25 protein-coding genes and 1 pseudogene are annotated in these 23,979 nt (G+C 66.0%); 9 read left to right on the plus strand and 17 right to left on the minus strand.

All coding sequences use genetic code 11. The features are described 5' to 3' along the window. Window positions 1-37 precede the first annotated feature (37 nt). Window positions 38-520, minus strand: a complete 483-nt coding sequence (locus tag ACTIFP_RS00255; protein ID WP_439566721.1) for an SRPBCC family protein — start codon at window positions 518-520, stop codon at window positions 38-40. 48 nt (window positions 521-568) lie between these two features. On the opposite strand from ACTIFP_RS00255, the gene ACTIFP_RS00260 reads away from it, so the two are divergent. After that, entirely contained in the window at window positions 569-928 is a 360-nt protein-coding gene (locus ACTIFP_RS00260; protein WP_439566722.1) for an ArsR/SmtB family transcription factor, read from the plus strand. Here ACTIFP_RS00260 and ACTIFP_RS00265 read toward each other — a convergent pair. The 4 genes from ACTIFP_RS00265 to ACTIFP_RS00280 all read right to left on the minus strand — a co-directional run bounded on the left by ACTIFP_RS00265 (window position 907) and on the right by ACTIFP_RS00280 (window position 5,058). Beyond that, a complete protein-coding gene (locus tag ACTIFP_RS00265; protein ID WP_439566723.1) occupies window positions 907-1,743 on the minus strand; it encodes an arylamine N-acetyltransferase family protein in 837 nt (278 codons plus the stop codon). The two genes, ACTIFP_RS00260 and ACTIFP_RS00265, sit on opposite strands and share 22 nt — an antisense overlap. After that, a complete protein-coding gene (locus ACTIFP_RS00270) occupies window positions 1,740-3,587 on the minus strand; it encodes a M2 family metallopeptidase (RefSeq protein WP_439566724.1) in 1,848 nt (615 codons plus the stop codon). The genes ACTIFP_RS00265 and ACTIFP_RS00270 overlap by 4 nt, the downstream gene beginning before the upstream one ends. 77 nt (window positions 3,588-3,664) lie before the next feature. Next, a complete protein-coding gene (locus ACTIFP_RS00275; protein ID WP_439566725.1) occupies window positions 3,665-4,414 on the minus strand; it encodes an alpha/beta fold hydrolase in 750 nt (249 codons plus the stop codon). Then, complete coding sequence (locus tag ACTIFP_RS00280; RefSeq protein WP_439566726.1) at window positions 4,411-5,058, minus strand: 2-hydroxychromene-2-carboxylate isomerase; 648 nt, start codon at window positions 5,056-5,058, stop codon at window positions 4,411-4,413. Before ACTIFP_RS00280 ends, ACTIFP_RS00275 begins: the two co-directional genes overlap by 4 nt. Before the next feature lie 126 nt (window positions 5,059-5,184). Between ACTIFP_RS00280 and ACTIFP_RS00285 the strand changes: the two genes are divergently transcribed. The 5 genes from ACTIFP_RS00285 to ACTIFP_RS00305 all read left to right on the plus strand — a co-directional run bounded on the left by ACTIFP_RS00285 (window position 5,185) and on the right by ACTIFP_RS00305 (window position 9,888). Further along, complete coding sequence (locus ACTIFP_RS00285) at window positions 5,185-5,631, plus strand: MarR family winged helix-turn-helix transcriptional regulator (protein ID WP_439566727.1); 447 nt, start codon at window positions 5,185-5,187, stop codon at window positions 5,629-5,631. Beyond that, window positions 5,631-6,749 carry an HlyD family secretion protein gene (locus ACTIFP_RS00290; RefSeq protein ID WP_439566728.1) on the plus strand — a complete coding sequence of 373 codons (1,119 nt, stop codon included), beginning with the start codon at window positions 5,631-5,633 and terminating at the stop codon, window positions 6,747-6,749. Before ACTIFP_RS00285 ends, ACTIFP_RS00290 begins: the two co-directional genes overlap by 1 nt. Before the next feature lie 148 nt (window positions 6,750-6,897). Beyond that, window positions 6,898-8,487 carry an MDR family MFS transporter gene (locus tag ACTIFP_RS00295; RefSeq protein ID WP_439566729.1) on the plus strand — a complete coding sequence of 530 codons (1,590 nt, stop codon included), beginning with the start codon at window positions 6,898-6,900 and terminating at the stop codon, window positions 8,485-8,487. 6 nt (window positions 8,488-8,493) lie between these two features. After that, entirely contained in the window at window positions 8,494-8,943 is a 450-nt protein-coding gene (locus ACTIFP_RS00300; protein ID WP_439566730.1) for a DUF5990 family protein, read from the plus strand. 291 nt (window positions 8,944-9,234) lie between these two features. Continuing rightward, a complete protein-coding gene (locus ACTIFP_RS00305) occupies window positions 9,235-9,888 on the plus strand; it encodes a hypothetical protein (RefSeq protein WP_439566731.1) in 654 nt (217 codons plus the stop codon). Window positions 9,889-10,041: 153 nt separating this feature from the next. On the opposite strand, the gene ACTIFP_RS00310 is transcribed toward ACTIFP_RS00305, so the two are convergent. The 7 genes from ACTIFP_RS00310 to ACTIFP_RS00340 form a co-directional block, all read right to left on the minus strand. Next, window positions 10,042-10,647 carry a hypothetical protein gene (locus tag ACTIFP_RS00310; protein WP_439566732.1) on the minus strand — a complete coding sequence of 202 codons (606 nt, stop codon included), beginning with the start codon at window positions 10,645-10,647 and terminating at the stop codon, window positions 10,042-10,044. Between the two features lie 3 nt (window positions 10,648-10,650). After that, window positions 10,651-11,268, minus strand: a complete 618-nt coding sequence (locus ACTIFP_RS00315; RefSeq protein ID WP_439566733.1) for a DUF2238 domain-containing protein — start codon at window positions 11,266-11,268, stop codon at window positions 10,651-10,653. Beyond that, entirely contained in the window at window positions 11,265-12,044 is a 780-nt protein-coding gene (locus tag ACTIFP_RS00320; RefSeq protein WP_439566734.1) for a dimethylarginine dimethylaminohydrolase family protein, read from the minus strand. Before ACTIFP_RS00320 ends, ACTIFP_RS00315 begins: the two co-directional genes overlap by 4 nt. A 69-nt stretch (window positions 12,045-12,113) precedes the next feature. Next, window positions 12,114-13,139, minus strand: coding sequence for an aspartate-semialdehyde dehydrogenase (locus tag ACTIFP_RS00325; protein WP_439566735.1), 1,026 nt, complete (start codon window positions 13,137-13,139; stop codon window positions 12,114-12,116). Window positions 13,140-13,249: 110 nt separating this feature from the next. Further along, window positions 13,250-13,627 (minus strand): 50S ribosomal protein L19, encoded by a 378-nt coding sequence (gene rplS / locus ACTIFP_RS00330; RefSeq protein WP_058816170.1) that lies wholly within the window; start codon window positions 13,625-13,627, stop codon window positions 13,250-13,252. A gap of 5 nt (window positions 13,628-13,632) precedes the next feature. Next, complete coding sequence (gene trmD, locus ACTIFP_RS00335) at window positions 13,633-14,370, minus strand: tRNA (guanosine(37)-N1)-methyltransferase TrmD (RefSeq protein WP_439566736.1); 738 nt, start codon at window positions 14,368-14,370, stop codon at window positions 13,633-13,635. Beyond that, window positions 14,367-15,287: a LysR substrate-binding domain-containing protein gene (locus ACTIFP_RS00340; RefSeq protein ID WP_439566737.1), complete on the minus strand. Its 921-nt coding sequence runs from the start codon at window positions 15,285-15,287 to the stop codon at window positions 14,367-14,369. The genes trmD and ACTIFP_RS00340 overlap by 4 nt, the downstream gene beginning before the upstream one ends. A 103-nt stretch (window positions 15,288-15,390) precedes the next feature. Between ACTIFP_RS00340 and ACTIFP_RS00345 the strand changes: the two genes are divergently transcribed. Then, complete coding sequence (locus tag ACTIFP_RS00345) at window positions 15,391-15,570, plus strand: hypothetical protein (protein ID WP_439566738.1); 180 nt, start codon at window positions 15,391-15,393, stop codon at window positions 15,568-15,570. 219 nt (window positions 15,571-15,789) lie between these two features. Continuing rightward, window positions 15,790-17,013, plus strand: a complete 1,224-nt coding sequence (locus tag ACTIFP_RS00350) for a sensor domain-containing diguanylate cyclase (RefSeq protein WP_439566739.1) — start codon at window positions 15,790-15,792, stop codon at window positions 17,011-17,013. 9 nt (window positions 17,014-17,022) lie between these two features. Here ACTIFP_RS00350 and ACTIFP_RS00355 read toward each other — a convergent pair whose 3' ends face one another. The 5 genes and pseudogenes from ACTIFP_RS00355 to ffh form a co-directional block, all read right to left on the minus strand. Beyond that, the gene (locus ACTIFP_RS00355; RefSeq protein WP_439566740.1) at window positions 17,023-18,525 is read right to left on the minus strand and encodes a serine hydrolase domain-containing protein; all 1,503 of its coding nucleotides are present in this window, start codon (window positions 18,523-18,525) and stop codon (window positions 17,023-17,025) included. A 59-nt stretch (window positions 18,526-18,584) separates the two neighbouring features. After that, window positions 18,585-19,319 carry a metallophosphoesterase family protein gene (locus ACTIFP_RS00360; protein WP_439566741.1) on the minus strand — a complete coding sequence of 245 codons (735 nt, stop codon included), beginning with the start codon at window positions 19,317-19,319 and terminating at the stop codon, window positions 18,585-18,587. After that, complete coding sequence (gene rimM / locus ACTIFP_RS00365; RefSeq protein ID WP_439566742.1) at window positions 19,316-19,807, minus strand: ribosome maturation factor RimM; 492 nt, start codon at window positions 19,805-19,807, stop codon at window positions 19,316-19,318. Before rimM ends, ACTIFP_RS00360 begins: the two co-directional genes overlap by 4 nt. 216 nt (window positions 19,808-20,023) lie before the next feature. Next, a pseudogene (gene rpsP, locus ACTIFP_RS00370) lies at window positions 20,024-20,476 on the minus strand (30S ribosomal protein S16); the annotation flags it as partial. A gap of 40 nt (window positions 20,477-20,516) precedes the next feature. After that, window positions 20,517-21,950, minus strand: a complete 1,434-nt coding sequence (ffh, locus tag ACTIFP_RS00375) for a signal recognition particle protein (protein WP_439566743.1) — start codon at window positions 21,948-21,950, stop codon at window positions 20,517-20,519. 248 nt (window positions 21,951-22,198) lie between these two features. Between ffh and ACTIFP_RS00380 the strand changes: the two genes are divergently transcribed. Beyond that, entirely contained in the window at window positions 22,199-23,842 is a 1,644-nt protein-coding gene (locus ACTIFP_RS00380) for a putative bifunctional diguanylate cyclase/phosphodiesterase (protein WP_439566744.1), read from the plus strand. Window positions 23,843-23,979 lie beyond the last annotated feature (137 nt).

Here is a 23,979-nt window from a genome sequence, read left to right on the forward strand (position 1 = left end):
ATGTACCGGGTATCTCGCCGCGGCGGCGGCGGGCGATTCAGCGATACATGTCGGCGCGCAAATGGATGCCGTGCTCGATCCAGACTTTCAGCGCGCACAGCATCTGCGACCAGCCCTGGCAATTGCCATAGCTTGCGCCGAGCGCGCCCTGATTCTCGCGCCAGCCCTCTTCGGCGATCTCGACCAGCGTCCGGCCGTCGTCGAGGCCCTTGAAACTCATCGTCACGCGCGTGCGATAGTCCGCATCCTTGGGCTCACTGCCTTCGACATTGTGCGCCTCGCCTTCGCTCGCCTGCCATTCGAGCACGATCTTCTCGTCCGCCACGACCTCGGTGACATAGACCGGAAACGCACCCGGAAAATCGTGGAAGTCCCACGTCACCGTCGCGCCGGTCTCGAGCCGCCCCTTGGCGCCGCCCGTGGTGAAATAGTTCGACAGTTTCGCGGGGTCGGCGACCGCCTCGAACACCTCATGCACCGGCTTCGCGATCCGCGCCGCGACTCGAAATTTCAATTCCATATCGATTCTCCGCTTGAGTCGCCTCTCTTTATGTTATATTTATATAACATGTCAATTCACGACCAGTTCGACGCGACCTTCAAGGCTTTGGCCTCGCCGATCCGGCGGCAGATATTGGACGATCTGAGGGATCAGCCGCTGACCACGGGGGTCTTGTGTAGCCATTTCGCCGACATCGACCGCTGTACGGTGATGCAGCATCTGAAGGTGCTGGAGGATGCGGGGCTCGTCATCGCCGAGCGCCGCGGCCGCGAGCGGTGGAACCACCTGAACGCGACGCCGATCCAGGACATTCACGACCGCTGGATCGGGCCCCACGCCGCCGCGGCAAGCGCGAAACTCGCGCGGTTCAAACAGTCGGTCGAGGCGAATACCCCGGCGCCGGGTCAGCCAGTACCAAACAGCTGAGTGTGGCGATCGACGGCGCGGCGCCACAGCCGCGCGACCTCGGGCAGCTCCATCGCGAAAACCTCGCGCCCGACCGCCGCCATTTCGTCAGCCGATTCCAACAAGCGCGTCGTTTTTCCGGCGGGCGTCAGCTGGGTGAGGACGCGGCCGCGCAGCGTCCAATGCGTGTCGCCGCGGCGCAGCTGGATCACCAGATTCTGGACGAACGGTGACCAGTCTTCGCGCGCGAGCGCCGATCGCATCGCATCCAGTACGCCTTCGTCTGCCGCCCCTGTGGTGAAATCGAAGCCGAAGGGCGCGCCGTCGCCGACGGTTTCGTCGAAGGTCCAGCGATCGCCACCAACCTGCGCCAGATGGATCGCATAGGGGCCGTCAACGCCCGCCCCCGGCACAATCGCGAGCGGCGCGGTGATCGAGCCGCCGAAGCCGACATCGACCAGATAGGGCCGGTCGAGATCGATGCGCAGGCAGAGGTGGTTGCCCAGCCGTTCGGCGACATCGCCGCCGCGCCGCACATCGCCGCTCAGCCGGGTGACGGCATAGCCGAGATCGGCGAGCAGAACGCCGAACAGCGTGTTGACCTCGTAACACCAGCCGCCGCGCCGCTGATTGACCACCTTTTCGAAGATGGCATCGACCGTCACCGGCGGAACGCGGCCGAGTTGCACGTCGAGATTCTCGAACGGCACATGGTCCAGATGCGCGCGAACAAGCGCGCCGAGCGCCGCCAGATCAGGGCGGACCGGCGCCGCGGCGCCGATCCGGTCCAGATAGCGCGCGCGATCGAACCCGGCGGGCGCGGACGATTGGCTCACCACCCCTGCGGCTTGCCCTTGTTCTGCTCGTCGAGCCAGGCCTTCAGGGGCGCGAAATAATCCGCCATCGCCTTGCCCGACATCTCGCGGCTGCCGGTGAAGGCCTCCAGCGCGTCAGGCCACGGTTTCGACGCGCCCATTTCGAGCATCGCATTGAGCTTCGCGCCGACCTCCTTGTTGCCATAGAAGGAGCAGCGGTGGAGCGGCCCGGTCCAGCCTGCCTGCTTGCACGCCGCCTCGTAAAACTGGAACTGCAGGATGCGCGCGAGGAAATAGCGGGTATAGGGGGTGTTGCCGGGAATGTGGAATTTCGCGCCCGCGTCGAAGGCGTTCGCCGGCCGCTCGCCCGGCGGCACGATGCCCTGATATTGGGTGCGCAGCTGGGTCCAGGCCGTGTTGTACGCGGCGGGCTTGATCGTGCCGTCGAAGACGCCCCAGCGCCAGCGATCGACGAGCAGCCCGAACGGCAGGAACGCGACCTTGTCCATCGCCTGGCGCAGCAGCAGCCCGGTATCCTTGTCGGCGCTCGGCACCTTCGCCTTGTCGAGCAAGCCGATGTCGACCAGATATTGCGGGGTGATCGACAGCGCGACGAAATCGCCGATCGCTTCGTGGAAACCGTCGTTGGCGCCGTTCAGATAGAGCAACGGCTGCTTGTTATACGCGCGCTGGTAATAATTGTGGCCGAGCTCGTGGTGGATCGTGGTGAAGTCGTCGGCATTCACCTTGATGCACATCTTGATGCGGATGTCGTCCTTGTTGTCGACGTCCCACGCCGAGGCGTGGCAGACGACTTCGCGATCGGCGGGTTTGGTGAACATGCTCCGTTTCCAGAAGGTTTCGGGGAGCGGCGCCATGCCGAGCGACGAATAGAAATTCTCACCGATCTTGACCATATCGAGCGGCGACTTGCCCTGCGCGGTCAGCAGTTCACCGACATCATAGCCAAGGTCGCCCGAACCTGCAGGCGCGACGAGCGGGTAGATATTGCCCCATTCCTGCGCCCACATATTGCCGAGCAGGTCGGCGCGGATCGGGCCGGTCTTGGGCTGCACCGCGTCGCCATATTTCTCGTTCAGTTTCCAGCGCGTATAGGTGTGGAGCGCCATGTAGAGCGGCTTCACTTCCTGCCACAGCCGCTCGGTCGTCTTGGCAAAATCCTCCGGCGACATGTCATAGCCCGACCGCCACATCGCGCCGGTGTTGGCAAAACCCAGCTCCTTGGCGCCTTCGTTCGCGATGCCTACCATGCGGGCATAATCATCTTTCATCGGCGCGCCGACATTGTCGTGCCAGCTGGTCCACATTTCGGCGAGCTCAGCGGGCGTCCGTTCGATATTGCCCATCTGCTCCTCGATGTCGGAGCCCGAAATTTCCTTGCCGCCGAGCGTCCCGCGACCCTTGCCATATTGCGACTGCAGGTTGGTTGCGATCTGGTTGAGTTCGGTGGCGGCGCCGGGCTTGGTCGGCGCGGGCAGGACAAGGCCGGTGCGCAGGATGTCGAGCTTGCGCTTCGTGTCGGCGCTCAACCCCGCAACATTTGCATATTTTGCGGCTTCGAGCGCATATTTGACCGATTTCTCGGTGCCGACGGCATTGATCCGCGCCGCCATCGCATCGGTGTCCTCGGTCAGATAAGTGCTGTTGACCCAATTCACCTGGCTCGCCTCGACCGTATAATCGAAAAGATCCTTTTCGGCCGCCGCGATAAAGGCGTCGGCGTCGGCAGCGGTAGGTTTCGCGGCTTTCGCGGTCGACGCCGCGGGCTTCTGCTCCGCCGCAATGCCGGGTCCGGCGATGGCGAGCGACAGGGCAAGCGAAAGGCTTGAAATCATGGCTTTCATGGGGATGGATCCTCTGGAATGATCGGACGGCGCTCTGCGGCGCGATGGCCGAAACTTGGACCGCGTCGGCGGCGTGGTCAAGCGGTCAGGAACGCCGCCATCGCCTCGCCCAGCTCGGGCTGGGTCACGCTCGACATATGGGTACCGGGGATCGTCGCAAGCTGCGCATTGGCGAGCGCCGCGACCAGCTCGGGCGCCGACCCATTGTCCTGATCCTGTTCGCCGCACACCACGAGCACCGGCATCGTCAACGCCGCGAGCGCTTCCGGCGGGGTGTCGGTGAAGCTGTCGAGCAAATGCCCCGCGGCGATGCGGTCGACCTTCATCGTCTTCATGAACTGGATCGACAGCCAGGTGTCGTCGCCGCGCCTGGCGCTCTCATATTCGGCGATGGCGCGCTTGAAGAACGCCCCGCGCCGCTGCCAACCGGCCAGCCCGGCGAGCCCCATGCCGCCGAGGATCAACCGGCGCGGTTGCATGCCCGCGACAACCGCGCGCACGCTGGTCCGCGCGCCGAGCGAAAAGCCGCCGAGGTCGAAATCGGTGAGGCCAAGATGGGCGATCAGATCCTCCAGGTCGCGCACCAGCACGTCGGGGGGATAATGTTCCTCGTCGTGCGGCGCCTCGCTCGATCCGTGGACGCGGAGATCGGGCATGACCACGTGGTAGCCGGCGGCGGCAATGCGCGCGGCGGTGCCGAATTTGATCCAATTGACCTCGCCGCTCGAAAACAGGCCGTGGAGCAGGACGAGCGGACGCCCCGCGCCCTGCTCGCGCCACGCGAGCCGCACGCCGTCGCGGGCCGCGAAAAATGCGGGCTCGCTCATCGCGGCCGCAGCCCCTTTTGCTCCATCCGCCACTTCGCCATTTCAATCCGGTCCTGCCCAAAGAAGGGCTCCCCCTCGAAAACCAACGTCGGCACGCCCCAATGGCCCGCGATTTCCAGCGCGACCTGGTTGGCCGCGATCTCGTTGTCGAGCAGCGCCGCATCGCCTTCCGCCTCGGCATCAAGTTCGGCGAGATCAAGCCCGGCCCGCCGCGCCGCATCCGCCAGATGGTCGCCGAGATGCCAGTCGACCGCACCGCCCCAGATCAGCTGCGCCGCTTCATGCGCGAACGCCAGACTTTTGCCTCGGCGCGACGCCGCCTGGCCGAGCCGGGTAAGGCGATAGATATACGGCTGTTCGGCGGCGATTTCGCGCGTCGCCAGATCCTGCACGATCGGGTCGGGGCGTGGCGGACCAAAAGGGATGCCATGGAATTGTGCGACGCGGATCATGTCGCGCATCGTGTAGCTGAGCCAGTTCGGGTGGTTGCGCTCGAAAAAATCGGGCTGGCGGATCGCCAGCGGATAGACCGGGCGGAGGTTGATCGCGAGGTCATGACTGGCCGCGAGTGCGCGATAACGGGCGATGGCCAGATAGCTGTATGGCGAGCGGAAGGACCAGAAAAGGTCGGCGGTCAATGTCATCGCCCTATCCTGCCCAAAAAGCCGGTCAACGCAAGCAGTGTAAAGAAATTTTACACCATATTCGAGATTGTTGGCAACAGGATCAGGCGGTTGAATATAGTAGCATCTGCTATTATATTGCATGCCATGAGTGAAACGATCGGATTCCTGCTGAACGATTCGGCGCGGCTGTTCCGCCGGGCGTTCAACGCGCGCACCCGCGACACCGGCATCACCGCGCTGCAATGGCGGCTGATCACCTATCTACGCCGCCACGAAGGCATCCGGCAGGGGCCGCTGGCCGAGCTGATCGAGGTCGAGCCGATCACCCTGTCGCGGATGATCGACCGGCTGGTCGAAGCCGATCTGGTCGAACGCCGCGCCGACCCGACCGACCGCCGCGCCTGGCTGCTGTATCTGACCCCGCGCACCGGCGACCTGCTGAACGCGATGCGTGCCGACATCGACGCGATGACCGCCGAAGCGACCGAAGGGCTGAGCGCCGCCGAACGCGACCAGCTGGTCGCGCTGGTCGAGCGCGTCCGCGCGAACCTGTCGCGCCGTATCTGCCAGAAAGAAGAGGCCGCCGCCTGATGGACCAGCTGTCCCCCACCCGCCCCGCGTCCGACGACGCAAAAGCAGCGCCCAAGGCCGACCCGCTGCCGCCCGGCAGCGCGGCGACCGCGGTGGACGCGAAGGACGCGCCGAAGTGGCGCACCCGCCTGCTGATGTTCGGCCTGCCCGCGGTGCTGATCGCGGCGGGCGGCTGGTACTGGCTGACCAGCGGCGGGTCGGTGTCGACCGACAACGCCTATGTCCAGATGGACAAGGTGTCGGTCGCCGCCGAAGTGGGCGGCCGGATCACCGAAGTGGCCGTGCGCGACGGCCAGCAGGTCGCGGCGGGGCAATTGCTGTTCCGGATCGACGGCGAAGCCTATGCGCTGAGCGTGGCGCAGGCGACCGCGGCGATCGACGCCGCTGAGGTCGAGGTCGGCAATCTGTCGGCCAGCGCCAACACCTCGACCGTCGATATTGCCGCGGCGCGCGAGGATGTATCGTTCGCCGAGGTCAATTTCGCGCGGCAGGCGGCGCTGATGGAGAAGGGTTTCACCACCAAAGCCGCCTATGACGCATCGCGCCATGCGGTATCGCAGGCGCGCGAGCGCGTCCGCCAGGCGCAGGCGGCGGCGGCCGAAGCGCGCACCAAGCTGGCCGCGGGTCCGGCAAGCGGGGTCAATCCGCAGGTCGAGGCGGCGCGCGTCCAGCGCTCGCAGGCGCAAGTGAATTTGGGCCGTACGACGGTTCGCGCCCCGAGCGCCGGGCGCGTCGCACAATCCGACCGCTTGCAGATCGGCCAGATGATGGTCGCGGGGCTGCCCGCGGTCACACTGGTCGACACCGCGCATCCGTGGGTAGAGGCGAATTTCAAGGAAACCGACCTTGCCGACATGCGCGTCGGCCAGCGCGCCGAGGTGAGCTTTGATGCCTATCCGGGGCTGAAGGTGCGCGGCCATGTGCTGACGATCGGCGCGGGGACGGGCAGCGAATTTTCGGTGCTCCCGGCGCAGAATGCGACGGGCAACTGGGTCAAGGTGACGCAGCGGGTGCCGGTGCGGATCGCGTTCGACGAAAAGCCGTCGCGCGAGATGATCGCCGGGCTGTCGGCGGAAGTGCGGGTATTTACCGATGGTGGTGCGGTGGCGGGGGAGTAGGAGTGCGTATTCCGTACCCACATCTCGTCATTGCGAGCAAAGCGAAGCAATCTCCAGCTCTCGATCTTGCGCAAGGCCGAGAGCTGGGGATTGCCGCGTCGCCTCCGGCTCCTCGCAATGACGATGGTGGGGCCGCGAGAAGCAAATAATGGCTTCCCGCTCTCTCCCTCGCCGCCCTGCCGCCACTGCGCTGCCCACCGATGACAGCGTCCCGCTGCACGCGCGCGTCCGTCATCGCGGCCTGCTGACCGTCGCGGTCATGGGCGCGTCGATCATGCAGATCCTCGACACGACGATCGCCAATGTCGCCATCCCGCATATGCAGTCGGCCTTGGGCGCGACGAGCGAGACGGTGACCTGGGTGCTGACCAGCTACATCCTGGCGAGCGCGGTCGCGATGCCGATCACCGGCTGGCTGGCCGACCGCATCGGCCGCCGCGAGCTGTTTCTGGGCGCGATCTTTGGCTTCATCCTGGCGTCGATGGCGTGCGGCGCGGCGCAGTCGCTCGAACAGATGGTCGCTTTCCGCTTCCTGCAGGGGGTGTGCGCCGCGTTCATCGCGCCGCTGTCGCAATCGGTGATGCTCGACATCAACCCGCCCGAACGCCATGCGCGCGCCATGTCGATCTGGGGCATGGGGATCATGATCGGGCCGATCCTGGGGCCGATACTCGGCGGTTGGCTGACCGAACAGGCAAACTGGCGCTGGGTGTTTTACGTCAACCTGCCCTTCGGCGTGCTGACGCTGGCGCTGATGTGGGCGCTGTTACCCGCGACGCGCCGGACGGATCGCCGCTTTGACCTGTTCGGTTTTTCGATGCTCGCGCTCGGGCTGGCGGCGCTGCAATTGATGCTCGACCGCGGCGCGCATGCCGACTGGTTCGACAGCGCCGAAATCTGGATCGAATGCGGCGTCGCGGTCGCCTGTCTGTGGATGTTCGTCGTCCATATGGCCACCGCGCGCGCGCCGCTGTTCAGCCGCGCGATGCTGGCCGACCGCAATCTGGTGACGGCGTTGGGGTTCATGGTCGTGATCGGGGTCGTGATGTTCGCGTCGATGGCGCTGCTGCCGCCGATGCTGCAAAATCTGTTCGGCTGGCCGGTGATCGACACCGGGCTGGTGCTCGCACTGCGCGGGATCGGCATCTTGATGAGCATGTGGGTCGCGGGTCAATTGCTGGGCAAGATCGACGCGCGCTGGATGGTCGGCATCGGGCTGGCCATCGCCGCTTACTCGCTGTGGCAGATGAGCCATTGGTCGCTGGCGATGGGGATGGAGCCGGTGATCATCAGCGGACTGGTGCAGGGGCTGGGCATGGGGCTGATCTTCATCCCGCTCAACACGATGGCCTTCGCGACGATCGCGCCGCAGTATCGCACCGACGGGTCGAGCCTGCTCAACCTGTTCCGCAGCCTGGGCGCATCGATCGGCATTTCGATCGTCACCACCTTGTTGGGGTCGAATATCCAGACCAGCCACGCCGACCTGGCCGCGCATGTCACCAACAGTTCGACCAGCCTGCTCGACGCCTCGACCGCCGACCGCTTCGGCGTCGCGGGCGACACCGCGCTGGCGATGGTCAATGCCGAGATCAACCGCCAGGCGGCGATGGTCGCCTATATCGACGATTTCTGGGTGATGATGTGGGTGACGCTGGCGGCGGTGCCGCTGGTGCTGCTATTAAGACCGCCGAAAGCGGGCGGGCCGACGGCGACCGCGGCGGATATGGGGCATTAGGACGTCATGGCGCGAACCGATCAGAGCGACATTGGCATGCGGATCGTCATCAACCAGCCCGTTGCCGGGGTACTCCACAGCCTGCAAGCCAAGGACGGCCATCCGCTCGATCCGAAATCGTCGGGGGCGGGTGAACCGCTGGCGTTCGATTTTGCCATCCGGGTCGGCCCCGGTCCGAAATTCTTTGGCGACCAGGTGCGGCGCGAAGGGCCCGAGCGGCGGTTCGTCTATATCCGGGTCGGGCAAGCGGCGGGTGACCCGTTGTCGCCATGGACCCGCCGGATGAAGATCGACATCCACGACATCGAGCAGGCATTGCTCGACGCGGCAGTCAGCGGCGCGGGCCGCATAGAGATATCGGTCAACGGCACCGGACAAGACGGAACGCCCGCGTGCGCCACCGTGCGGGCGACGGGGCGACGGCTGGTTGCGGCGACGGCGGATATGAGCCGTTAGGGTCGGTGGCTGATTGAGGGTGGAGAGCTGTCGTAGCTGACCCCCGGCAAGGAGGAGGATCGGCAAACTTGCCCGACCCCGCCCTGCCCGCCCGCCCTTGTCAAAGGTCCGGCGCCCCCCTATCCCCGCGAACCGCGCCTTCGGATACCCGCTGCCGGGTGCCGCCACCAAAGATCGCTTCCGCTGAGCCCTGTTTCCGCCACCCCCTATGTCGCACAGCTCAGCATCGGGGCGGGGCGGCGCGCGCTTGCCATCGGCCTGGCGATCCTGATCCCGGCGCTGCTGCTGTTGATGCTGCTGACCTTTGGCGTGGAAAAGCCGCCGCAGGTCGAGGAGGAGTGGGTCAGCGTGGTCAGCGTCGCCGCACCGCAGGCGGCCGATGAGGCCGCCGAAGCGAGCCCGCGCGCGAGCGAGCGGGCCGAGGCGGAGCCGCTGCCCGAGCCGCCGACCCCCAACGAGCCGGTGCCGCCGAAAGCCGCCGAGCCGCTCGCCGCGCCGACACCGCCCGCGCCGCCCCAGCCGCCGCTGCCGCCGCCGACGGTCCCGCGGATCGGGGCGCGTCCGCCGGGCGGGCAGGTTTACGGGCCGCCCAATAGCGGCGGGTCTTCCTCGGCATACCGCGACACCGAACGGGTGGGGACAGCACCGAACGGCGAGCCGCTTTATGCCGCCGCCTGGTACCGCGAGCCGAGCGATGGCGAGCTGCGCGGCTATTTGTCCACCGCCGACGGCCCCGGCTGGGGCCTGATCGCGTGCCGCACCGCGCCCGATTATCGCATCGAGGATTGCGTCGGCCTGGACGAATATCCGACCGGATCGCAGATCATGCGCGCGGTGCTGGCCGCCGCCTGGCAATTCCGGGTGCGACCGCCGCGGCTGGGCGGCAAGCCGATGGTCGGCGCGTGGGTGCGGATCCGGATCGATTATGGGATCCGGCGGCGTTAGGTCGGCAGTTTTGGGGTGGTGAGCGGACGTTCTCACCTAACTTCGTCATTCCCGCGAAAGCGGGAACCTCGCTTTTTTCCTTCACCGTCGCAAAGCGGGATCCCCGCCTTCGCGGGTATGACAGGAAATGGTCGCTAGCGGTCGCGACGATCGTCACCGAAAGAAGCAGTTCACCCCCGCGAACAGCGCATCGATCCTGGCCGCGTCGCCCGGCGCCGCGAACATGCCGCCCACCACATTGTCGCCGGTGCCGATGCTGAATTCTTCGCCCAGCGTGCTGTCTTCCAGATCGACGATCGACGCCGATTCCGCCGCCTTGGCGCGGGTGGTGCCGATGGCGATACCGCTCATCGTCGAATAGGCGGCGGCGCCGGGTTCGTTGCCGAGGAACCAGCCGGTGAATTTGCCGTCCTGAAAATTCAGCGTCATCGCGTCGTAGCGGGTGAATTGCATCGGGCCGGCGCCGCATTCGTCGTTGGTGCTGCGGTCGTCGGCCTGTCCCGCGACATTGGCGAGCGCTGCCTCGGCCTCTGCGCGCGGGACGCCAAAGGCGAGCAGGCTGGCCTTGCCGCTGTTCTTGTCGATAAAGCGCAGCCCCTCGCCGTCGAGACCAACCGCGGTGGTCGCGGCGGCGGGGCCGTCGGCTTTGGCGACGGGAACCGGGGGCGCCGCACCTTCGGTCGCGGCGGGCGTCTTGTCCGGCGCCGGTTTGCACGCGGCGAGCAGCGTAACCATCGCAACAACCATCAACTTACGCATCGCCTATCTCCTCCGCACCGTCACCAGCACCAATATCGCGCCCAGCGTCGCAAGCGCCATATCCTTTTGCGCGTCCCAGATGTCGCCCTGCTGACCATTGTAGCGGTCGGCGGTTTCGCCCGCGGCGACGATGGTGAGCAGCCATTCGAAGATTTCGTAGAGGCAAGAAATGGCCAAGACCCAGCCAAGCACGGTTAACGCCGCCCCGCGCGGCCCCAGCCCGCCCCAGCGCCGCGCGATCTCGGCCACCGGGATCACCGATAGCGCACCGAACGCGAAATGGACGAGCCGGTCATAATGGTTGCGGGTCCAGCCGAACGCATCGGACAGGCTGGTCCCGGTCAGCGTCCGCGCCCAATCGTCATAGGGGACATTGCTGTACGCATAGCGCCCGCCGAGGGTGTGGAGCGCCATGAAGGCGACGATGCAGGCGACGGATGCAGTCGACAGCGGCCAGCGCCGCAGCAGCGCGGGCGATGCGATGAGCAGCAGCATCGTCGGCAGATGCTGGAGCAGTGCTATCTCGGGATAGGGCTGATCGATCTGCGCAACCAGCAGCAGCGCGAGGAGCGCGCCGATCAGGCGGCGCTGCGCGGGCGGGGTAGCGGAGGCCGCGGTCACCAGCGCAGCGACATGCAGCTGAGCCCCGCATCGATATGCGCGATCTGGTCGGTCGGGAGCGCGCGGGTTGCGACCCCGCGCGCGGTGAGCAACGCGCGTGTCGTGAGCCAGCGGTCGCCGACGAGGACGGTGTCGCGGACGCGCAGGATGTTCGCCGCCGCCTCCTCGCCAAGCGGGGTCAGCACGACCTCCAGCCCGACGAACTGCGGGCAATCGGCGAGCGCCGGGACCGCGAGGATGGTTGTGTCGTCGATCAGCCCGCAGCCGGTCTTGAAATGGAGGACGCCCGGCGGGGTCTGCGCGATTTCGGCGGCGTGGCCGAGCGTGCCGAGCAGGCCCGCGAGCTCCTCGGCCCCCGTGCGATCGGTGCGATCGGAGAGGCCGATGACCACCCGGTCGGCGAGGCGCAGCACATCGCCGCCGTCGGCATGGCCCGGCCCGGTCATTTCGAGCAGGCGCAGATGCCGAGCGGCGAGCGCGGCGCGGATATGCTGGGCCTCGCCCGCGCGGGTCGGCGCGCCGGGGCGAAGCAGGATCGCGCCCTCGGGAAAGGTCAGCGCGACATCTTCGGTGAACAGCGCGTCGGGGAAGGCGTCGAGCGGTTCGAGGACATCGACGGTGAGGCCGAGATCGCGCAGCGCAGCGACATAGGCGGCATGCTCGGCAGTAAGGCCCGCGAAGTCGGGATCGGGGCCGCCGTCGGCGCGGATGCCGTGGATCGCCGAGGGCGCCGGGGCGCGGCAGAGGGCGTGTGTGAAGGCGTAGGGTGCGGTCATCGCAGCGGCATAGCTTGCCGAGCCGGAGCAAGTAAGCCCCTCCCCTGAAGGGGAGGGGTTCGCAGCGGCTTACCCCTTCTTCAGATGCCGCCGCCCGAGCAGCTCCGCGATCTGCACCGCGTTCAGCGCCGCGCCCTTGCGCAAATTATCGCTGACGCACCACAGGTTGAGGCCGTTTTCGACCGTCGGATCCTCACGAACCCGCGACACGAAGGTCGCGAAATCGCCGACACATTCGACGGGGGTGATGTAGCCGCCATCCTCGCGCTTGTCGTGGAGCACGACGCCGGGGGCTTCGCGCAGGATGCGCTGGGCGTCCTCGGCCGACAGCTCGTTTTCCATCTCGATGTTGATCGCTTCGGAATGGCCGACGAACACCGGCACGCGGACGCAGGTCGCGGTGACCTTGATCTTGGGATCGAGGATCTTCTTGGTCTCGACCACCATCTTCCACTCTTCCTTGGTCGACCCGTCGTCGAGGAAGCTGTCGATGTGCGGGATCACGTTGAAGGCGATCTGCTTGGTGAACTTCTGCACATCCTTTTCGTCGCCGACGAAGATCTGGCGCGTCTGGTTCCACAGCTCGTCCATGCCCGCCTTGCCCGCGCCCGACACCGACTGATAGGTCGAAACGACAACGCGCGTGATCTTCGCGACATCGTGCAGCGGCTTCAGCGCGACGACCATCTGCGCGGTCGAGCAGTTCGGGTTGGCGATGATATTGCGCTTGGTATAGCCGTCGATCGCGTCGGGGTTCACCTCGGGCACGATCAGCGGCACGTCGGGGTCCATGCGGTACAGCGACGAGTTGTCGATCACGACGCAGCCCGCCGCAGCCGCCTTGGGCGCGTGGATTTTCGTGGCTTCGCTGCCGATCGCGAAAATCGCCATGTCCCAGCCGGTCCAGTCGAAATTTTCGATGTTCTGGCATTTGACGGTCTTGCCGGTGTCGCCGATTTCGATCTCGTCGCCCTGGCTGCGCGACGATGCGACCGCCGCCAGTTCGTCGTACGGAAATTCGCGCTCGGCGAGGATGGCGAGCACTTCGCGCCCGACATTGCCCGTCGCGCCGGCGACAACGATCCGGTAACCCATGTGACTTTGCCCTTTATGCTGCTGCTGAAATGAAAAACGACCGGTTCTGCCTGTTGGCGGAACCGGTCGTTTTGGAAAGCTGTTTCGGCTTTGTGGGGAGAAACCTCTCCTTAGCCTTCGCCGGCTTCCGACCGGTAGTCGCGGCGCTCTGCAATACGCGCCGATTTACCAGTGCGGCCGCGAAGATAATAAAGCTTCGCACGACGCACCGCACCCTTGCGGATGACGGTAATGCTGTCGATGTTGGGCGAATAGAGCGGGAACACGCGCTCGACACCTTCGCCGAACGACATTTTGCGCACGGTGAAGTTGGAGCCCATGCCCTTGTTCGAGCGTGCGATGCACACGCCTTCGAAATTCTGGACGCGGGTGCGTTCGCCTTCGACCACCTTCACGCCGACTTTCAGCGTGTCGCCGGGACGGAAGGTCGGAATGGTCTTCGCCGCTTTGGCGATTTCTTCGGCTTCGATCGTCTGGATGAGGTTCATGTCCTCTAGTCCTTTTCTTTTCGCCGCGCGCCAGAGGCAGGCCCAACCCGAGCATCGATATGACGCTCCCAAAGGTCCGGCCTGCGTAACCGTGTCTGATCCTCGGCCTGTTGTTTCCGCCAGGCTGCGATCTTCGCATGATCCCCCGATCGCAGCACTTCGGGGATCGTGCGCCCTTCCCAATTTACGGGCCGGGTATAGTGCGGATATTCGAGCAAGCCGTTTTCAAACGACTCATCGTCCCCGCTAGAAGCCGCGCCCATTACGCCGGGAAGCAGCCGAATGCAAGCGTCGAGCAGCAACAGCGCCCCCATCTCGCCGCCCGACAAGACGATGTCGCCCATCGACACCTCTTCGATCGGCCGCGCGTCGAAGATGCGTTCGTCGAATCCCTCGAACCGGCCGCAAAGGATGATCGCCCCCGGACCCGCCGAAAGCTGCCGCACGCGCGCCTGCGTGATCGAGGTGCCGCGCGGGGTCATCGCGAGGATCGGCAGGCCGGGATGCGCCGCCACCGCATGGTCGATCGCCGCGCCGAGCACATCAGCCTTGAGCACCATCCCCGCGCCGCCGCCCGCGGGTGTATCGTCGACGGTGCGGTGCCTGTCGGTCGCGAAATCGCGGATCTGCACCGGCGCGCAGGCCCATGTCCCGCTTTCGAGCGCGCGCCCCGCCATGCTCTGCCCCAGAGGGCCGGGGAACATGTCGGGGTAAAGCGTCAGGGGGACGGCGGTGAAGGTCATGGCAGCGGCTGCCATAGCGCCTCGGGCAGCAGGTGGCGATCCTTCTCCAACTCGGCGCGCAGCCATTCGCGGAAGCGTTCGATCTTGCGGACGCCGACGCGGTTTTCGCGGTGGACGAGGAAATGCGCGGTGCCGGGCTGGAAGAGGGTATCGAAGGGCTGGACCAGCCGCCTAGCGTCGAGTTCGGTGCGCCACAGCAGCGGCGTCATCATCGCGATGCCATAGCCGCTCTGCACCGCGCTCGCTTCCTGCAACTGGCTGTCGAGTTCGATGCCGCGGCGCTGCGGCGGCGGCACGCTGTCGACCCCCGCGGCGGCGAACCAACCCGCCCACCAGGGATCGTTGGGTGCCAGCCGGTCGACGTTCAGCAGGTCGGCGGGTGCCGCGATGCGGTTGACGTCGAGAAAGACCGGCGCGCAGATTGGCGTCACATGGCTGCGGTACAGAAAGTCGGCGCGCAGCCCCGGCCAGCTTCCACGACCCACCCGAATGGCGACATCGACATTGGTCGCGTCGAAATCGACGAGGTCGTTGCTCATCAGCATGCGCACGGCAAGGTCGGGATAGGCAAGCTGGAACCCGCCGATGCGCGCGCTGAGCCAGGTGCCGCCAAAGGTTGTCATCGCGCTGATCGTCAGCACGTCGGCCTCGTCGCTGCCCAGCGCCGCAAACGCATCGCCCATCGCGCCAAAGGCGCCCGAGATCGCGGGAAGCAGCCGTTGCCCGGTTTCGGACAGGCGCACCCGCCCCTTTTCGCGCACGAACAGCGCGCGGCCGAGCCGGTCCTCCAATTGGCGCACCTGATAACTGACCGCCGCCTGCGTCATCCCCAATTCCTCGGCCGCGCGCGAGAAGTTCTGGAGTCTTCCGGCGGCTTCGAAGGTGCGGATCGCGGCAAGGGGCGGCAGTTTGGGCATCACCAATATATAAGCTGACCTTATGATACAACGCAAAGCTTTTGTTGGCGCGGCGCCCCCCCAAGGCGCATCTTGGGACCATCGGATCAGCAGGAGAAGACCGATGAAAGACGAACTTTGGATGCGGACCTGGAACGACGGTCACCCGCGCTTCAGCGATGATTTGCACCGCGGCTTGCTGTGGCTGTTCGCGCCGTTGCGGCGCCTTGGTGCCCGGATCGTGCGGCGTGCAGCCACCGCAGAACCGGCGCCTTTGACTGCGCCCCGGCGCGACGCAGCCTGACCCATGGCACAAGTCTGGTTAATGAAGAGGGCGGGCAAGCCATAGCCGCGAGCTGGTCGAAGGGAGTCCCCGCCCCCCGGCGCCCTTCGACCAGCTGGCGGCTATGGCTTGCAGACATCACCACATTCCGAACGCGCTGTTAACCAAAAATCAGCCGCTCCACGCCTAGCGTCCGCCGTTCATAATGACGGGGGTCGCATGGCGCGAGGAGCGCGAATATTGGCGTTGGGCGCGGGGCTGTTGGCCGCCGCGACGCCCGCGCGCGCGCAATCCTCGTTCGCCGATGCGACCAGCATGACCTGGGACGGGGTGCTGACCGGCGTTTTTCTGGGGCTGTTGCTGTTCTCGCTCGCCTATAATGCCGCCTTTTTCGGCCTGCTGCGCGAACGCTTCCTGATCTGGCAAAGCGCCCGCACCTTCTGCTATTTCGCGCTGGCCGTGGCCTTGTCGCCGCTGGCCATGGGGCCGTGGCTGGCGCCCGACGGCTTTGCGCGTCAGGTGTGGATCACGATCTTCTTCGACCTGAGTCTGGTCGTGTCGGGGGCGTTCCTGCGGTCCTATCTTGAGCCGGGGATGGTCGGCCCGCGGCTGTACCGCTGGCTCGGCTGGCCGCCCGTCCTGATCCTGCTGACCACCCCCGCGACGCTGATGCCCGACGTGTCGTCCTATATGATGCTGCGCAGCGGCGTGCTGGTCGTCATGCTGGCGCTGTGCGCCGCGACCGTCGTCATCGCGCTGCGCCGCGGCAGCCGCACCGCCCGCTATCAGGCGGCGGCGTGGAGCGGGATCGGCGGCGTTTATGGCGTCAGCCTGTTTCACGACCTGGTGCTGGGGCAGCCCTTTGCCAGTTTCCTGTTCCTGCTGTTCCCCGCGCTGGGGCTGGAAGTCATGCTCACCGCGCTTGGCATCCTCGACCGCCTGGTGCGCCTGCGCCGCGAACGACAGGAAGCGCGCGCGCAGGCCGAGGCGATGCGGATCATCGCGCACACCGACCCGCTGACCGGGCTGCCGAACCGCCGCGCGATCGAGGCGAGTTTCAACGACGACGCTCCGGTAGCGATCGCGCTGGTCGACCTCGACCATTTCAAGGCAATCAACGACCGCCACGGCCATGACGTCGGCGACCGGGTGATCTTTGCCGCGGGGGTCGCATTGGGATCGGGATCGGCGCTGGCGGCGCGGGTCGGCGGCGAGGAATTTGCACTGCTGTTCCGCGGCGCTCCCGCCGCGGTCGCGATCGAGGCCGAACGGCTGCGCCAGCGGATCGGCGCCTATGTCGCGCAGATGGTGCCGCTGCTCGAACGCCCGGTGACCGCGAGCATGGGGCTGGTCCATATCGGCCGCGACACAAGTTTCGGTGCCGCGATGAAGTCGGCCGACATCAACCTGTACGCCGCGAAGGAAAGCGGGCGCAATCGGGTGGTGTTTATCGAGGCGGCTTGAGCGCGGACCTCAAGGCACCACGACGCGAAAGCGCAGCGCCTGGATGGTTGCCGGGGTCGTCGGCGCCAGGAGCAGCATGCCGTCGAGCTGGCCCTTAGCGCAATTCAGGCGGAAGCTCGCCGACATCGCCCCCGTCGGGGCCAGCGGCTCGGCAGTCGGGCAATCGCCGACCGCACCTTTCAGGCGCGCCAACTCGGCGGTCCAATTCGCCGCCGACCGGTCGAGTAGGAAATTCATCGCCAGCTTGCCGTCGAGCGGCGCAAGATTGCCCGCCGCATAAGCCGCCCGCACAGCAGCATAGGCATCCGCCACCGCGGGCGTCACCGGCACCGCGCGTCCGGGCAGCAAACCCGCCTGATCCATCGCCACCGCGCTGTCCCACGCGGGCGCCGATGGCCCCGCATAGGTGCGGTTCGACAGCGCAAACACCCCGACGCCATGGTCGGGCATCAGCATCACATGGCTCCCGTAACCCGGATAACCGCCGCCGTGCGCCAGCGTCAGGCCGAGGTCGCAATCCTGCGCCACGCGCCAGCCCATCGCATAGGCCGCCGCCTGTTTGCACGCGGTGGCGCCGCTGGCGCCGATGCGGTTGGCTACCGTCACGAAATTGAGCCCCTGCGCCATTTCGCGCACCGTTGCGCGCTTGACCGGCCCGTGGTCGGCGGCATCGCGCGCTGGCCAGGCGGAGAGCAGGAACGCGACCCATTTGGCATAATCATTGGCGCTGACCTGCAACCCGCCCATCGCGTTGAACGCGCCGTCGATCATCTCGGGCTCGGGCGACCAGGCGTCGTTTTCCCATCGATAGCCGCGGGCGTAATGGGCTTTCGGCGTCTTCGTCACGTCGAACCCGCTGCTGGTCATGCCGAGCGGGGTCAGGATCGTCCGCTGGACATAGTCGGTATAGGCCATGCCAGAGGCATTGGCGACGATCCGCCCGAGCAGCGCATAGCCATAGTTGGAATATTCATGCTGGCTTTGCGGGGTGCGGCTGAACGGCACCCCGGCGGCGATCATTTTTGTGAAGTCCTGCTGCGACAAAATCTGTTGCCGGTCACCCCAGGGGTCGTCGGTGACGAGCCCGCCGACGTGGTGGAGCAGGTCGCGCACCCGGATGCGCGGGCTGTCGCTGGTCGGATAGGTCCAGCGCTTCATTTCGGGAATATGATCTTCAGCCAGGTCGTCGAGGCGCAGCTTGCCCTGATCGCGCAGGTGCAGGATCGCCAGCGCTGTGAACGCCTTGGTCATCGACGCGATGCGGAACCGGCTATCGGCGGTGACCGCGCGCTTGTCGTCAAGCGTCTGGACGCCGACGCCCTTTACATAGGCGAGCCTGCCATCCTGGACGATGCCATAGACCATGCCGGGGATATGCGCGTCGGCCTGAAACTTTAGAAACAGCGCGTCGATTTCAGGGGTAAGTTGTTCGAGTTTCCGGGGCGGGGCGTCCTTGGCCTGGACGGGAAGTGGTGCGGCCAGCAGGGCGGTAAGCAAAAACAACGTCTTCATGGAATCCCCTTCTCCGAATTCCATGGGGCTATCATTCGCGCGCTATGGCAGCAACATCGCTATCGGGCACGGCCCGTACGCAGCGCCAGCGCCCAGTCGCCGCGCCCCTCGCCCTCTGCCTTGCGCGCGGCGCTTTCATGGTCATAGGCGACCGCTACCAGCTCGACGGCGAGCGTGTCGCCATCGACGACGGCATAGCGGGCATCGGGCGAGCCGGTTTCCATGACGTGATAGTGCGGTCGGTCCCAATCATAGGCGGGAAGCCCGACGCTGCCCGGATTGGCAACCGTCCGTCCGTCGGACAGCTTCACCTGCCGCGGGGCGTGGCTATGCCCGCACAGGACAAGCCGCTCGCGCCGCTCAGCTACGCGCGCCGCCACCGCGTCGGGCGGCGTATCGATCACCCCCGCCTCGCTCACATCGTGCAGCATATAATCAAGGTCGCTTTCGAGCGTTCCGTGGCACAGATATATGTCAGGCCGCCACGCCAGCGTCGGCGGCAGGGTTCGAAGCCACGCGCGGTCGCCCTCGCCAATCACGGCGTCGGCATAAAGGTCCGACGCGCCCATTTGATCGCGCGTCTGGGTCAGCAATTGGCGCTCATGGTTGCCGGCGATCGTCGGCCAATCGAGCGGGCGCAGGAAGGCAGCGGTTTCGACCGGCCATAATGGCCCTGAGAGTATATCGCCCAAGTTGATGAACTGGTCGCAACCGCGCTGCCGCGCGTCATCGACGCAGGCCTCCAGCGCCGGGAGATTGCCATGAATATCGGAAAGAACCGCGATCCTGTTCATTCGACGAAATCGCTGGAAACCACCACTTGCTCACCCCACTTGGGAACGGCGCGGTCGTTCATCGGGACCATGAAGCGTTTGCCGTCGGGCTTGGCGATTTCGAGGATGTCACCGGCGCCGAAATTTTCGACCGCGACGACTTCGCCGATGGCACCACCGTCGGTCGAGACGCACGGCAGGCCGAGCAGGTCGTGGTGGTAATATTCGCCCTCGCCCAGCGGCGGCAGCGCCGAGCGCGGGACGGTGAGGACGGTGCCGCGCAGCGCCTCGGCGCCCGAGCGATCGGTAATTTCGGCAAAGGTTGCCACCGCGCCCTGATTGGCGGGGCGCACCGATTTCAGGGTCAGCTTGCGCGCGCCTGCGTCGAAAATGGAAAAGGCGCGGAGAGTGTCCGCGCCTTCACCAAACAGCTTGAGCCGCACCTCGCCCCGCACCCCATGCGCGCCGGCGATGGCGGCCAGGGTGACGGGACGATCAGCGTTGGCCAAGACTTAGGCCTTGGCTTCTTCGCCGGCTTCTTCAGCAGGCGCTTCTTCGGTGGCAGCTTCTTCAGCAACCGGAGCTTCTTCAGCCGGGCCGCCTTCGGCAGCCTGTTCGGCCATCGCGGTCGCGTCTTCGGCGGTCGCGTCGGCGGGGGTTTCGTCAGCGACGGCTTCGGCCACCGCTTCGGCGGTGGTTTCGCTCTTCACCGAACCGGTCGAGTCCGATTCAGCAGCTTCGGGAGCGGCAGCTTCTTCAGCGGCGGGCGCTTCGGCGGCAGCTTCTTCGGCCGGCGCTTCGACTTCGGGCTCAGGGGCCGGAGCGGCGGCTTCTGCGGCGTCAGCGATCTTCTGCGCCTTTTCCTCGGCGCGTTCCTTGGCCTTTTCGCCCGGGACCGCCTTGTTCGGGTTGTTGCGCGCGGCGCGTTCCTGGACACCGGCGGCGTCGAGGAAGCGGGCGACGCGGTCGCTCGGCTGGGCGCCGACGCTCAGCCAATGCTTCGCGCGGTCGGCGTCGAGCTTGACGCGCTCGGGATTGTCCTTGGCGAGCAGCGGGTTGTAGCTGCCGATGCGTTCGATGAAGCGGCCGTCGCGCGGGCTGCGCGAGTCAGCAACGACAATTTTGTAATAAGGACGCTTTTTCGAACCGCCGCGAGCGAGGCGAATAGAGGTAGCCATGATATTTTCCTTTTGTCTGTAAACTGAAATTCGGGTTTAATTACTTCTTTTTGTTCATAAAATTTGCGAGTTCCGGCGGGATGGATCCACCGCCGCCAAGGCCGGGCATTCCACCGCCCATGCCGGGGATGCCGCCGCCCTTGCCGAACAGCGCGCCAAGCCCCTTGAGCCCGCCCATCTTGCGGATCTTCTTCATCGCGCTGGCCATTTCCTGGTGCATCTTCAGCACCTTGTTGACCTGTTGCACAGTCGTGCCCGATCCGTTGGCGATGCGGATCTTGCGCTTCGCGGTCAGGATTTCGGGCTTCGCGCGTTCCTTGGGCGTCATCGACCCCATGATCGCGTCGAAGTGGATGAGCATCTTGTCGTCGGCGGCGCCCGCCGCCATCTGCGCCTGCGCCTTCTTGATCCCGGGGATCATGCCGGCGAGCGCGCCGAGGCCGCCCATGCGGCGCATCTGGTTGAGCTGGGTGCGGAGGTCGTTGAGGTCGAAGATGCCCTTGGCCATCTTCGCCGCCATCGCCTCGGCCTCTTCGGCCTGGATCGTTTCGGCGGCGCGTTCGACGAGGCTGACGACGTCGCCCATGCCGAGGATGCGGCCCGCGATGCGCGAGGGCTGAAAGAGTTCGAGCCCGTCGAGCTTTTCGCCGGTGCCCGCGAATTTGATCGGCTTGCCGGTGACCGCGCGCATCGAGAGCGCGGCACCGCCGCGCGCGTCGCCGTCCATGCGGGTGAGCACGACGCCGGTGAGCGGCACCTGATCGGTAAAACGCTGCGCGACCTGCACCGCGTCCTGACCGGTCAGGCTGTCGACGACGAGCAGGGTTTCGGCGGGGTTCGCGGTGCGCGACACCGCCTGCATCTCGTCCATCAGCTGCTGATCGACGTGGAGGCGGCCCGCGGTATCGAGCATCAGGACATCGAAGCCCTGAAGCTTTGCCGCCTGCATGGCCCGCTGGGCGATTTCAACCGGCTGCTGCCCCGCGACGATCGGCAGGGTTGCGACGTCGATCTGCGCGCCGAGGACGGCGAGCTGTTCCTGCGCGGCGGGGCGATTGACGTCGAGCGACGCCATCAGCACCTTCTTGCGCTCTTTTTCCTTGAGCCGCTTGGCGATCTTCGCGGTCGTCGTCGTCTTGCCCGAGCCCTGCAGGCCGACCATCATGATCACCGCGGGCGGGGTGACGGCGAGGTCGAGTTCGGCGGTTTCGGAGCCGAGCATCTCGGTCAGCGCGTCGCTGACGATCTTGACGACCTGCTGCCCCGGGGTGACCGAGCGCAGGACATTCGCGCCGATCGCAAGGTCGGTGACCTGATCGATGAAGCTGCGCACGACGGGCAGTGCGACGTCAGCCTCGAGCAGCGCGATTCGCACTTCGCGCATCGCGGCGCGCACGTCGGCCTCGGTCAGCGCGCCGCGACCGCGGAGCTTCCCGAAAACATCGCCAAGCCGGTTGCTCAGACTATCGAACACAGCCACAAATCCTTGTCTTCGACGCCCGCAACGCAAAACACGCCGGTGAGCGAAACCTCGCCAACCAGCGGTATCCGTGGACAGGTTTTCCGTCGCGGATGTCGATATGCCCATGCGCAATATGCGCCCGGACGCGGCGGCCTCTACACAAATATGGGTGCGAAGGCAAGCTGCGGCCGCGAACGCTCGCTTAACCCAAATTTCACCGCTTTGCGCGCATTATGGCCGCGATGGTGGGGAAAAATCATATGATATCGACGTCGAGCCAGCCCGATCGCAGCGAAAGCGCCAAACGCGACATCGTGGCGGGCGGAATCGTCGTCGCGGCGATCCTGCTGTTCGTCGGGACGGGCAGCAATGTCATGCAGGCGGTCGTCCGCACGCTGATTGGCATCGGCGGCGGCCCTGACCGCGCGCTGGCCGCGGCGCTGGTGCTCAACGTCGCGCTGATCCTGTTCGGCTGGCGCCGCTACGAAGATCTCAACCGCGAAATCCGCGAACGCACCGAGGCCGAACAGCGCGCGCGCTATCTGGCCGATACCGATCCGCTGACCGGTTTCCTTAATCGCCGCGCGCTGCTCGCGACCGGCCAGCAGCAGATCGTCGATGCGATCGCCGACAAGCGCCAGGTCGCGCTGTTCCTGCTCGACCTCGACCATTTCAAGACCGTCAACGACATCCACGGCCACGCCGCGGGCGACCGCGTGCTACAGGTCGCCGCCGAACGCATTTCGACGATCCTGCCGCCCAATGCGACCAAGGCGCGGCTGGGCGGCGACGAATTTGTCGCGATGCTGGCGTTCGAGCCCGCTGCGCGCGCCAACATCGACGCCCTCGCCGCCGAACTGGTCACCGCGCTCGACAATTCGGTCACCCATGACGGCCAGCAGATCCGCATCGGCGCCTCGCTGGGCATTTCGCTTGCCGAAGACGCCAGCGTGACGATGGAAACCATGGTCCGTCAGGCCGACATCGCGATGTATCACTGCAAGGACGAAGGCCGGAACCGCTATTGCTGGTTCGAAGCCGGCATGGAAATGGCGGTGCAGGTCCGCAACCAGATCGAAACCGGTATCCGCGAGGGCATGCCGCGTGGCGAATTCGTGCCGCATTTCGAACCGCAGGTCGACATCGCCAGCGGCCGCCTGGTCGGTTTCGAGATGCTGATGCGCTGGGAATCACCCGAATATGGGATGATCCCGCCCGAACGCTTCATCCCCGTGGCCGAAGAAAGCGGGCTGATCGGCGAATTGTCGCTCCAGGTGATCCGCAACGCGATGGAGATCGCCAAGCGCTGGGATCCCTCGATCATGCTCGCGGTCAATATCTCGCCGCAGCAGCTGAAGGATCCGTGGTTCAGTCAGAAGCTGACCAAGCTGCTGGTCGAGGTCGGTTTCACCGCCAGCCAGCTCGAGGTCGAGATCACCGAAAGCTCGCTGTTCGAAAATCTGCCGCTCGTCCGCTCGATCGTCACCAGCCTTAAAAATCAGGGCGTGTCGCTCAGCCTCGACGATTTCGGCACCGGCTATTCATCGCTGTCGCACCTGCGCGCGCTGCCGTTCGACCGGATCAAGATCGACCGCAGCTTTGTCGCGGCGATGCGCGGCAGCCCCGATGCGCAGGCGATCGTCGTCGCGATCGTGCGACTGGGCGAAAGCCTGGCGATGCCGATCACCGCCGAAGGGGTCGAGGACGAGGCGACCGCGATCGAACTGACCCGGCTCGGCTGCGCCAAGGGCCAGGGCTGGTATTTCGGCCGCGCCGCATCGGCCGCCGACACCGAACGCCTGCTCGCCGACCGCGGCTTGCTCCGCACGCCGATGGTGCCGCCGACAAGCCCCGATACCGGGTCCGACGCCGACGGCGCCGAACAGTTGCGCAAGACGGCCTAAACTGCTCCCCTCCTCCTTGATGGGGGAGGCAGCGAGACTTGCCAGCTCGCTGGCTTAGTCGCAGCGGTGGGGGTGCGCTTGCGCCCTGAAGCTACGGCGCAAGGACGCACCATCACCCCAATCCAACTCCGCCTAAT

Origin of the sequence: Sphingopyxis sp., from assembly GCF_051861155.1 — a bacterium.
In the GTDB taxonomy this organism is placed as follows: Bacteria; Pseudomonadota; Alphaproteobacteria; order Sphingomonadales; family Sphingomonadaceae; genus Sphingopyxis.

Excerpts from the sequence above, each read along its gene's own strand:
- ACTIFP_RS00255 (WP_439566721.1), bottom strand. The coding sequence starts at position 520 with ATGGAATTGAAATTTCGAGTCGCGGCGCGGATCGCGAAGCCGGTGCAT.
- ACTIFP_RS00260 (WP_439566722.1), top strand. The coding sequence starts at position 569 with ATGTCAATTCACGACCAGTTCGACGCGACCTTCAAGGCTTTGGCCTCG.
- ACTIFP_RS00270 (WP_439566724.1), bottom strand. The coding sequence starts at position 3,587 with ATGAAAGCCATGATTTCAAGCCTTTCGCTTGCCCTGTCGCTCGCCATC.
- ACTIFP_RS00275 (WP_439566725.1), bottom strand. The coding sequence starts at position 4,414 with ATGAGCGAGCCCGCATTTTTCGCGGCCCGCGACGGCGTGCGGCTCGCG.
- ACTIFP_RS00280 (WP_439566726.1), bottom strand. The coding sequence starts at position 5,058 with ATGACATTGACCGCCGACCTTTTCTGGTCCTTCCGCTCGCCATACAGC.
- ACTIFP_RS00285 (WP_439566727.1), top strand. The coding sequence starts at position 5,185 with ATGAGTGAAACGATCGGATTCCTGCTGAACGATTCGGCGCGGCTGTTC.
- ACTIFP_RS00290 (WP_439566728.1), top strand. The coding sequence starts at position 5,631 with ATGGACCAGCTGTCCCCCACCCGCCCCGCGTCCGACGACGCAAAAGCA.
- ACTIFP_RS00295 (WP_439566729.1), top strand. The coding sequence starts at position 6,898 with ATGGCTTCCCGCTCTCTCCCTCGCCGCCCTGCCGCCACTGCGCTGCCC.
- ACTIFP_RS00300 (WP_439566730.1), top strand. The coding sequence starts at position 8,494 with ATGGCGCGAACCGATCAGAGCGACATTGGCATGCGGATCGTCATCAAC.
- ACTIFP_RS00305 (WP_439566731.1), top strand. The coding sequence starts at position 9,235 with ATGCTGCTGACCTTTGGCGTGGAAAAGCCGCCGCAGGTCGAGGAGGAG.
- ACTIFP_RS00310 (WP_439566732.1), bottom strand. The coding sequence starts at position 10,647 with ATGCGTAAGTTGATGGTTGTTGCGATGGTTACGCTGCTCGCCGCGTGC.
- ACTIFP_RS00320 (WP_439566734.1), bottom strand. The coding sequence starts at position 12,044 with ATGACCGCACCCTACGCCTTCACACACGCCCTCTGCCGCGCCCCGGCG.
- ACTIFP_RS00325 (WP_439566735.1), bottom strand. The coding sequence starts at position 13,139 with ATGGGTTACCGGATCGTTGTCGCCGGCGCGACGGGCAATGTCGGGCGC.
- rplS (WP_058816170.1), bottom strand. The coding sequence starts at position 13,627 with ATGAACCTCATCCAGACGATCGAAGCCGAAGAAATCGCCAAAGCGGCG.
- trmD (WP_439566736.1), bottom strand. The coding sequence starts at position 14,370 with ATGACCTTCACCGCCGTCCCCCTGACGCTTTACCCCGACATGTTCCCC.
- ACTIFP_RS00340 (WP_439566737.1), bottom strand. The coding sequence starts at position 15,287 with ATGCCCAAACTGCCGCCCCTTGCCGCGATCCGCACCTTCGAAGCCGCC.
- ACTIFP_RS00345 (WP_439566738.1), top strand. The coding sequence starts at position 15,391 with ATGAAAGACGAACTTTGGATGCGGACCTGGAACGACGGTCACCCGCGC.
- ACTIFP_RS00355 (WP_439566740.1), bottom strand. The coding sequence starts at position 18,525 with ATGAAGACGTTGTTTTTGCTTACCGCCCTGCTGGCCGCACCACTTCCC.
- ACTIFP_RS00360 (WP_439566741.1), bottom strand. The coding sequence starts at position 19,319 with ATGAACAGGATCGCGGTTCTTTCCGATATTCATGGCAATCTCCCGGCG.
- ACTIFP_RS00380 (WP_439566744.1), top strand. The coding sequence starts at position 22,199 with ATGATATCGACGTCGAGCCAGCCCGATCGCAGCGAAAGCGCCAAACGC.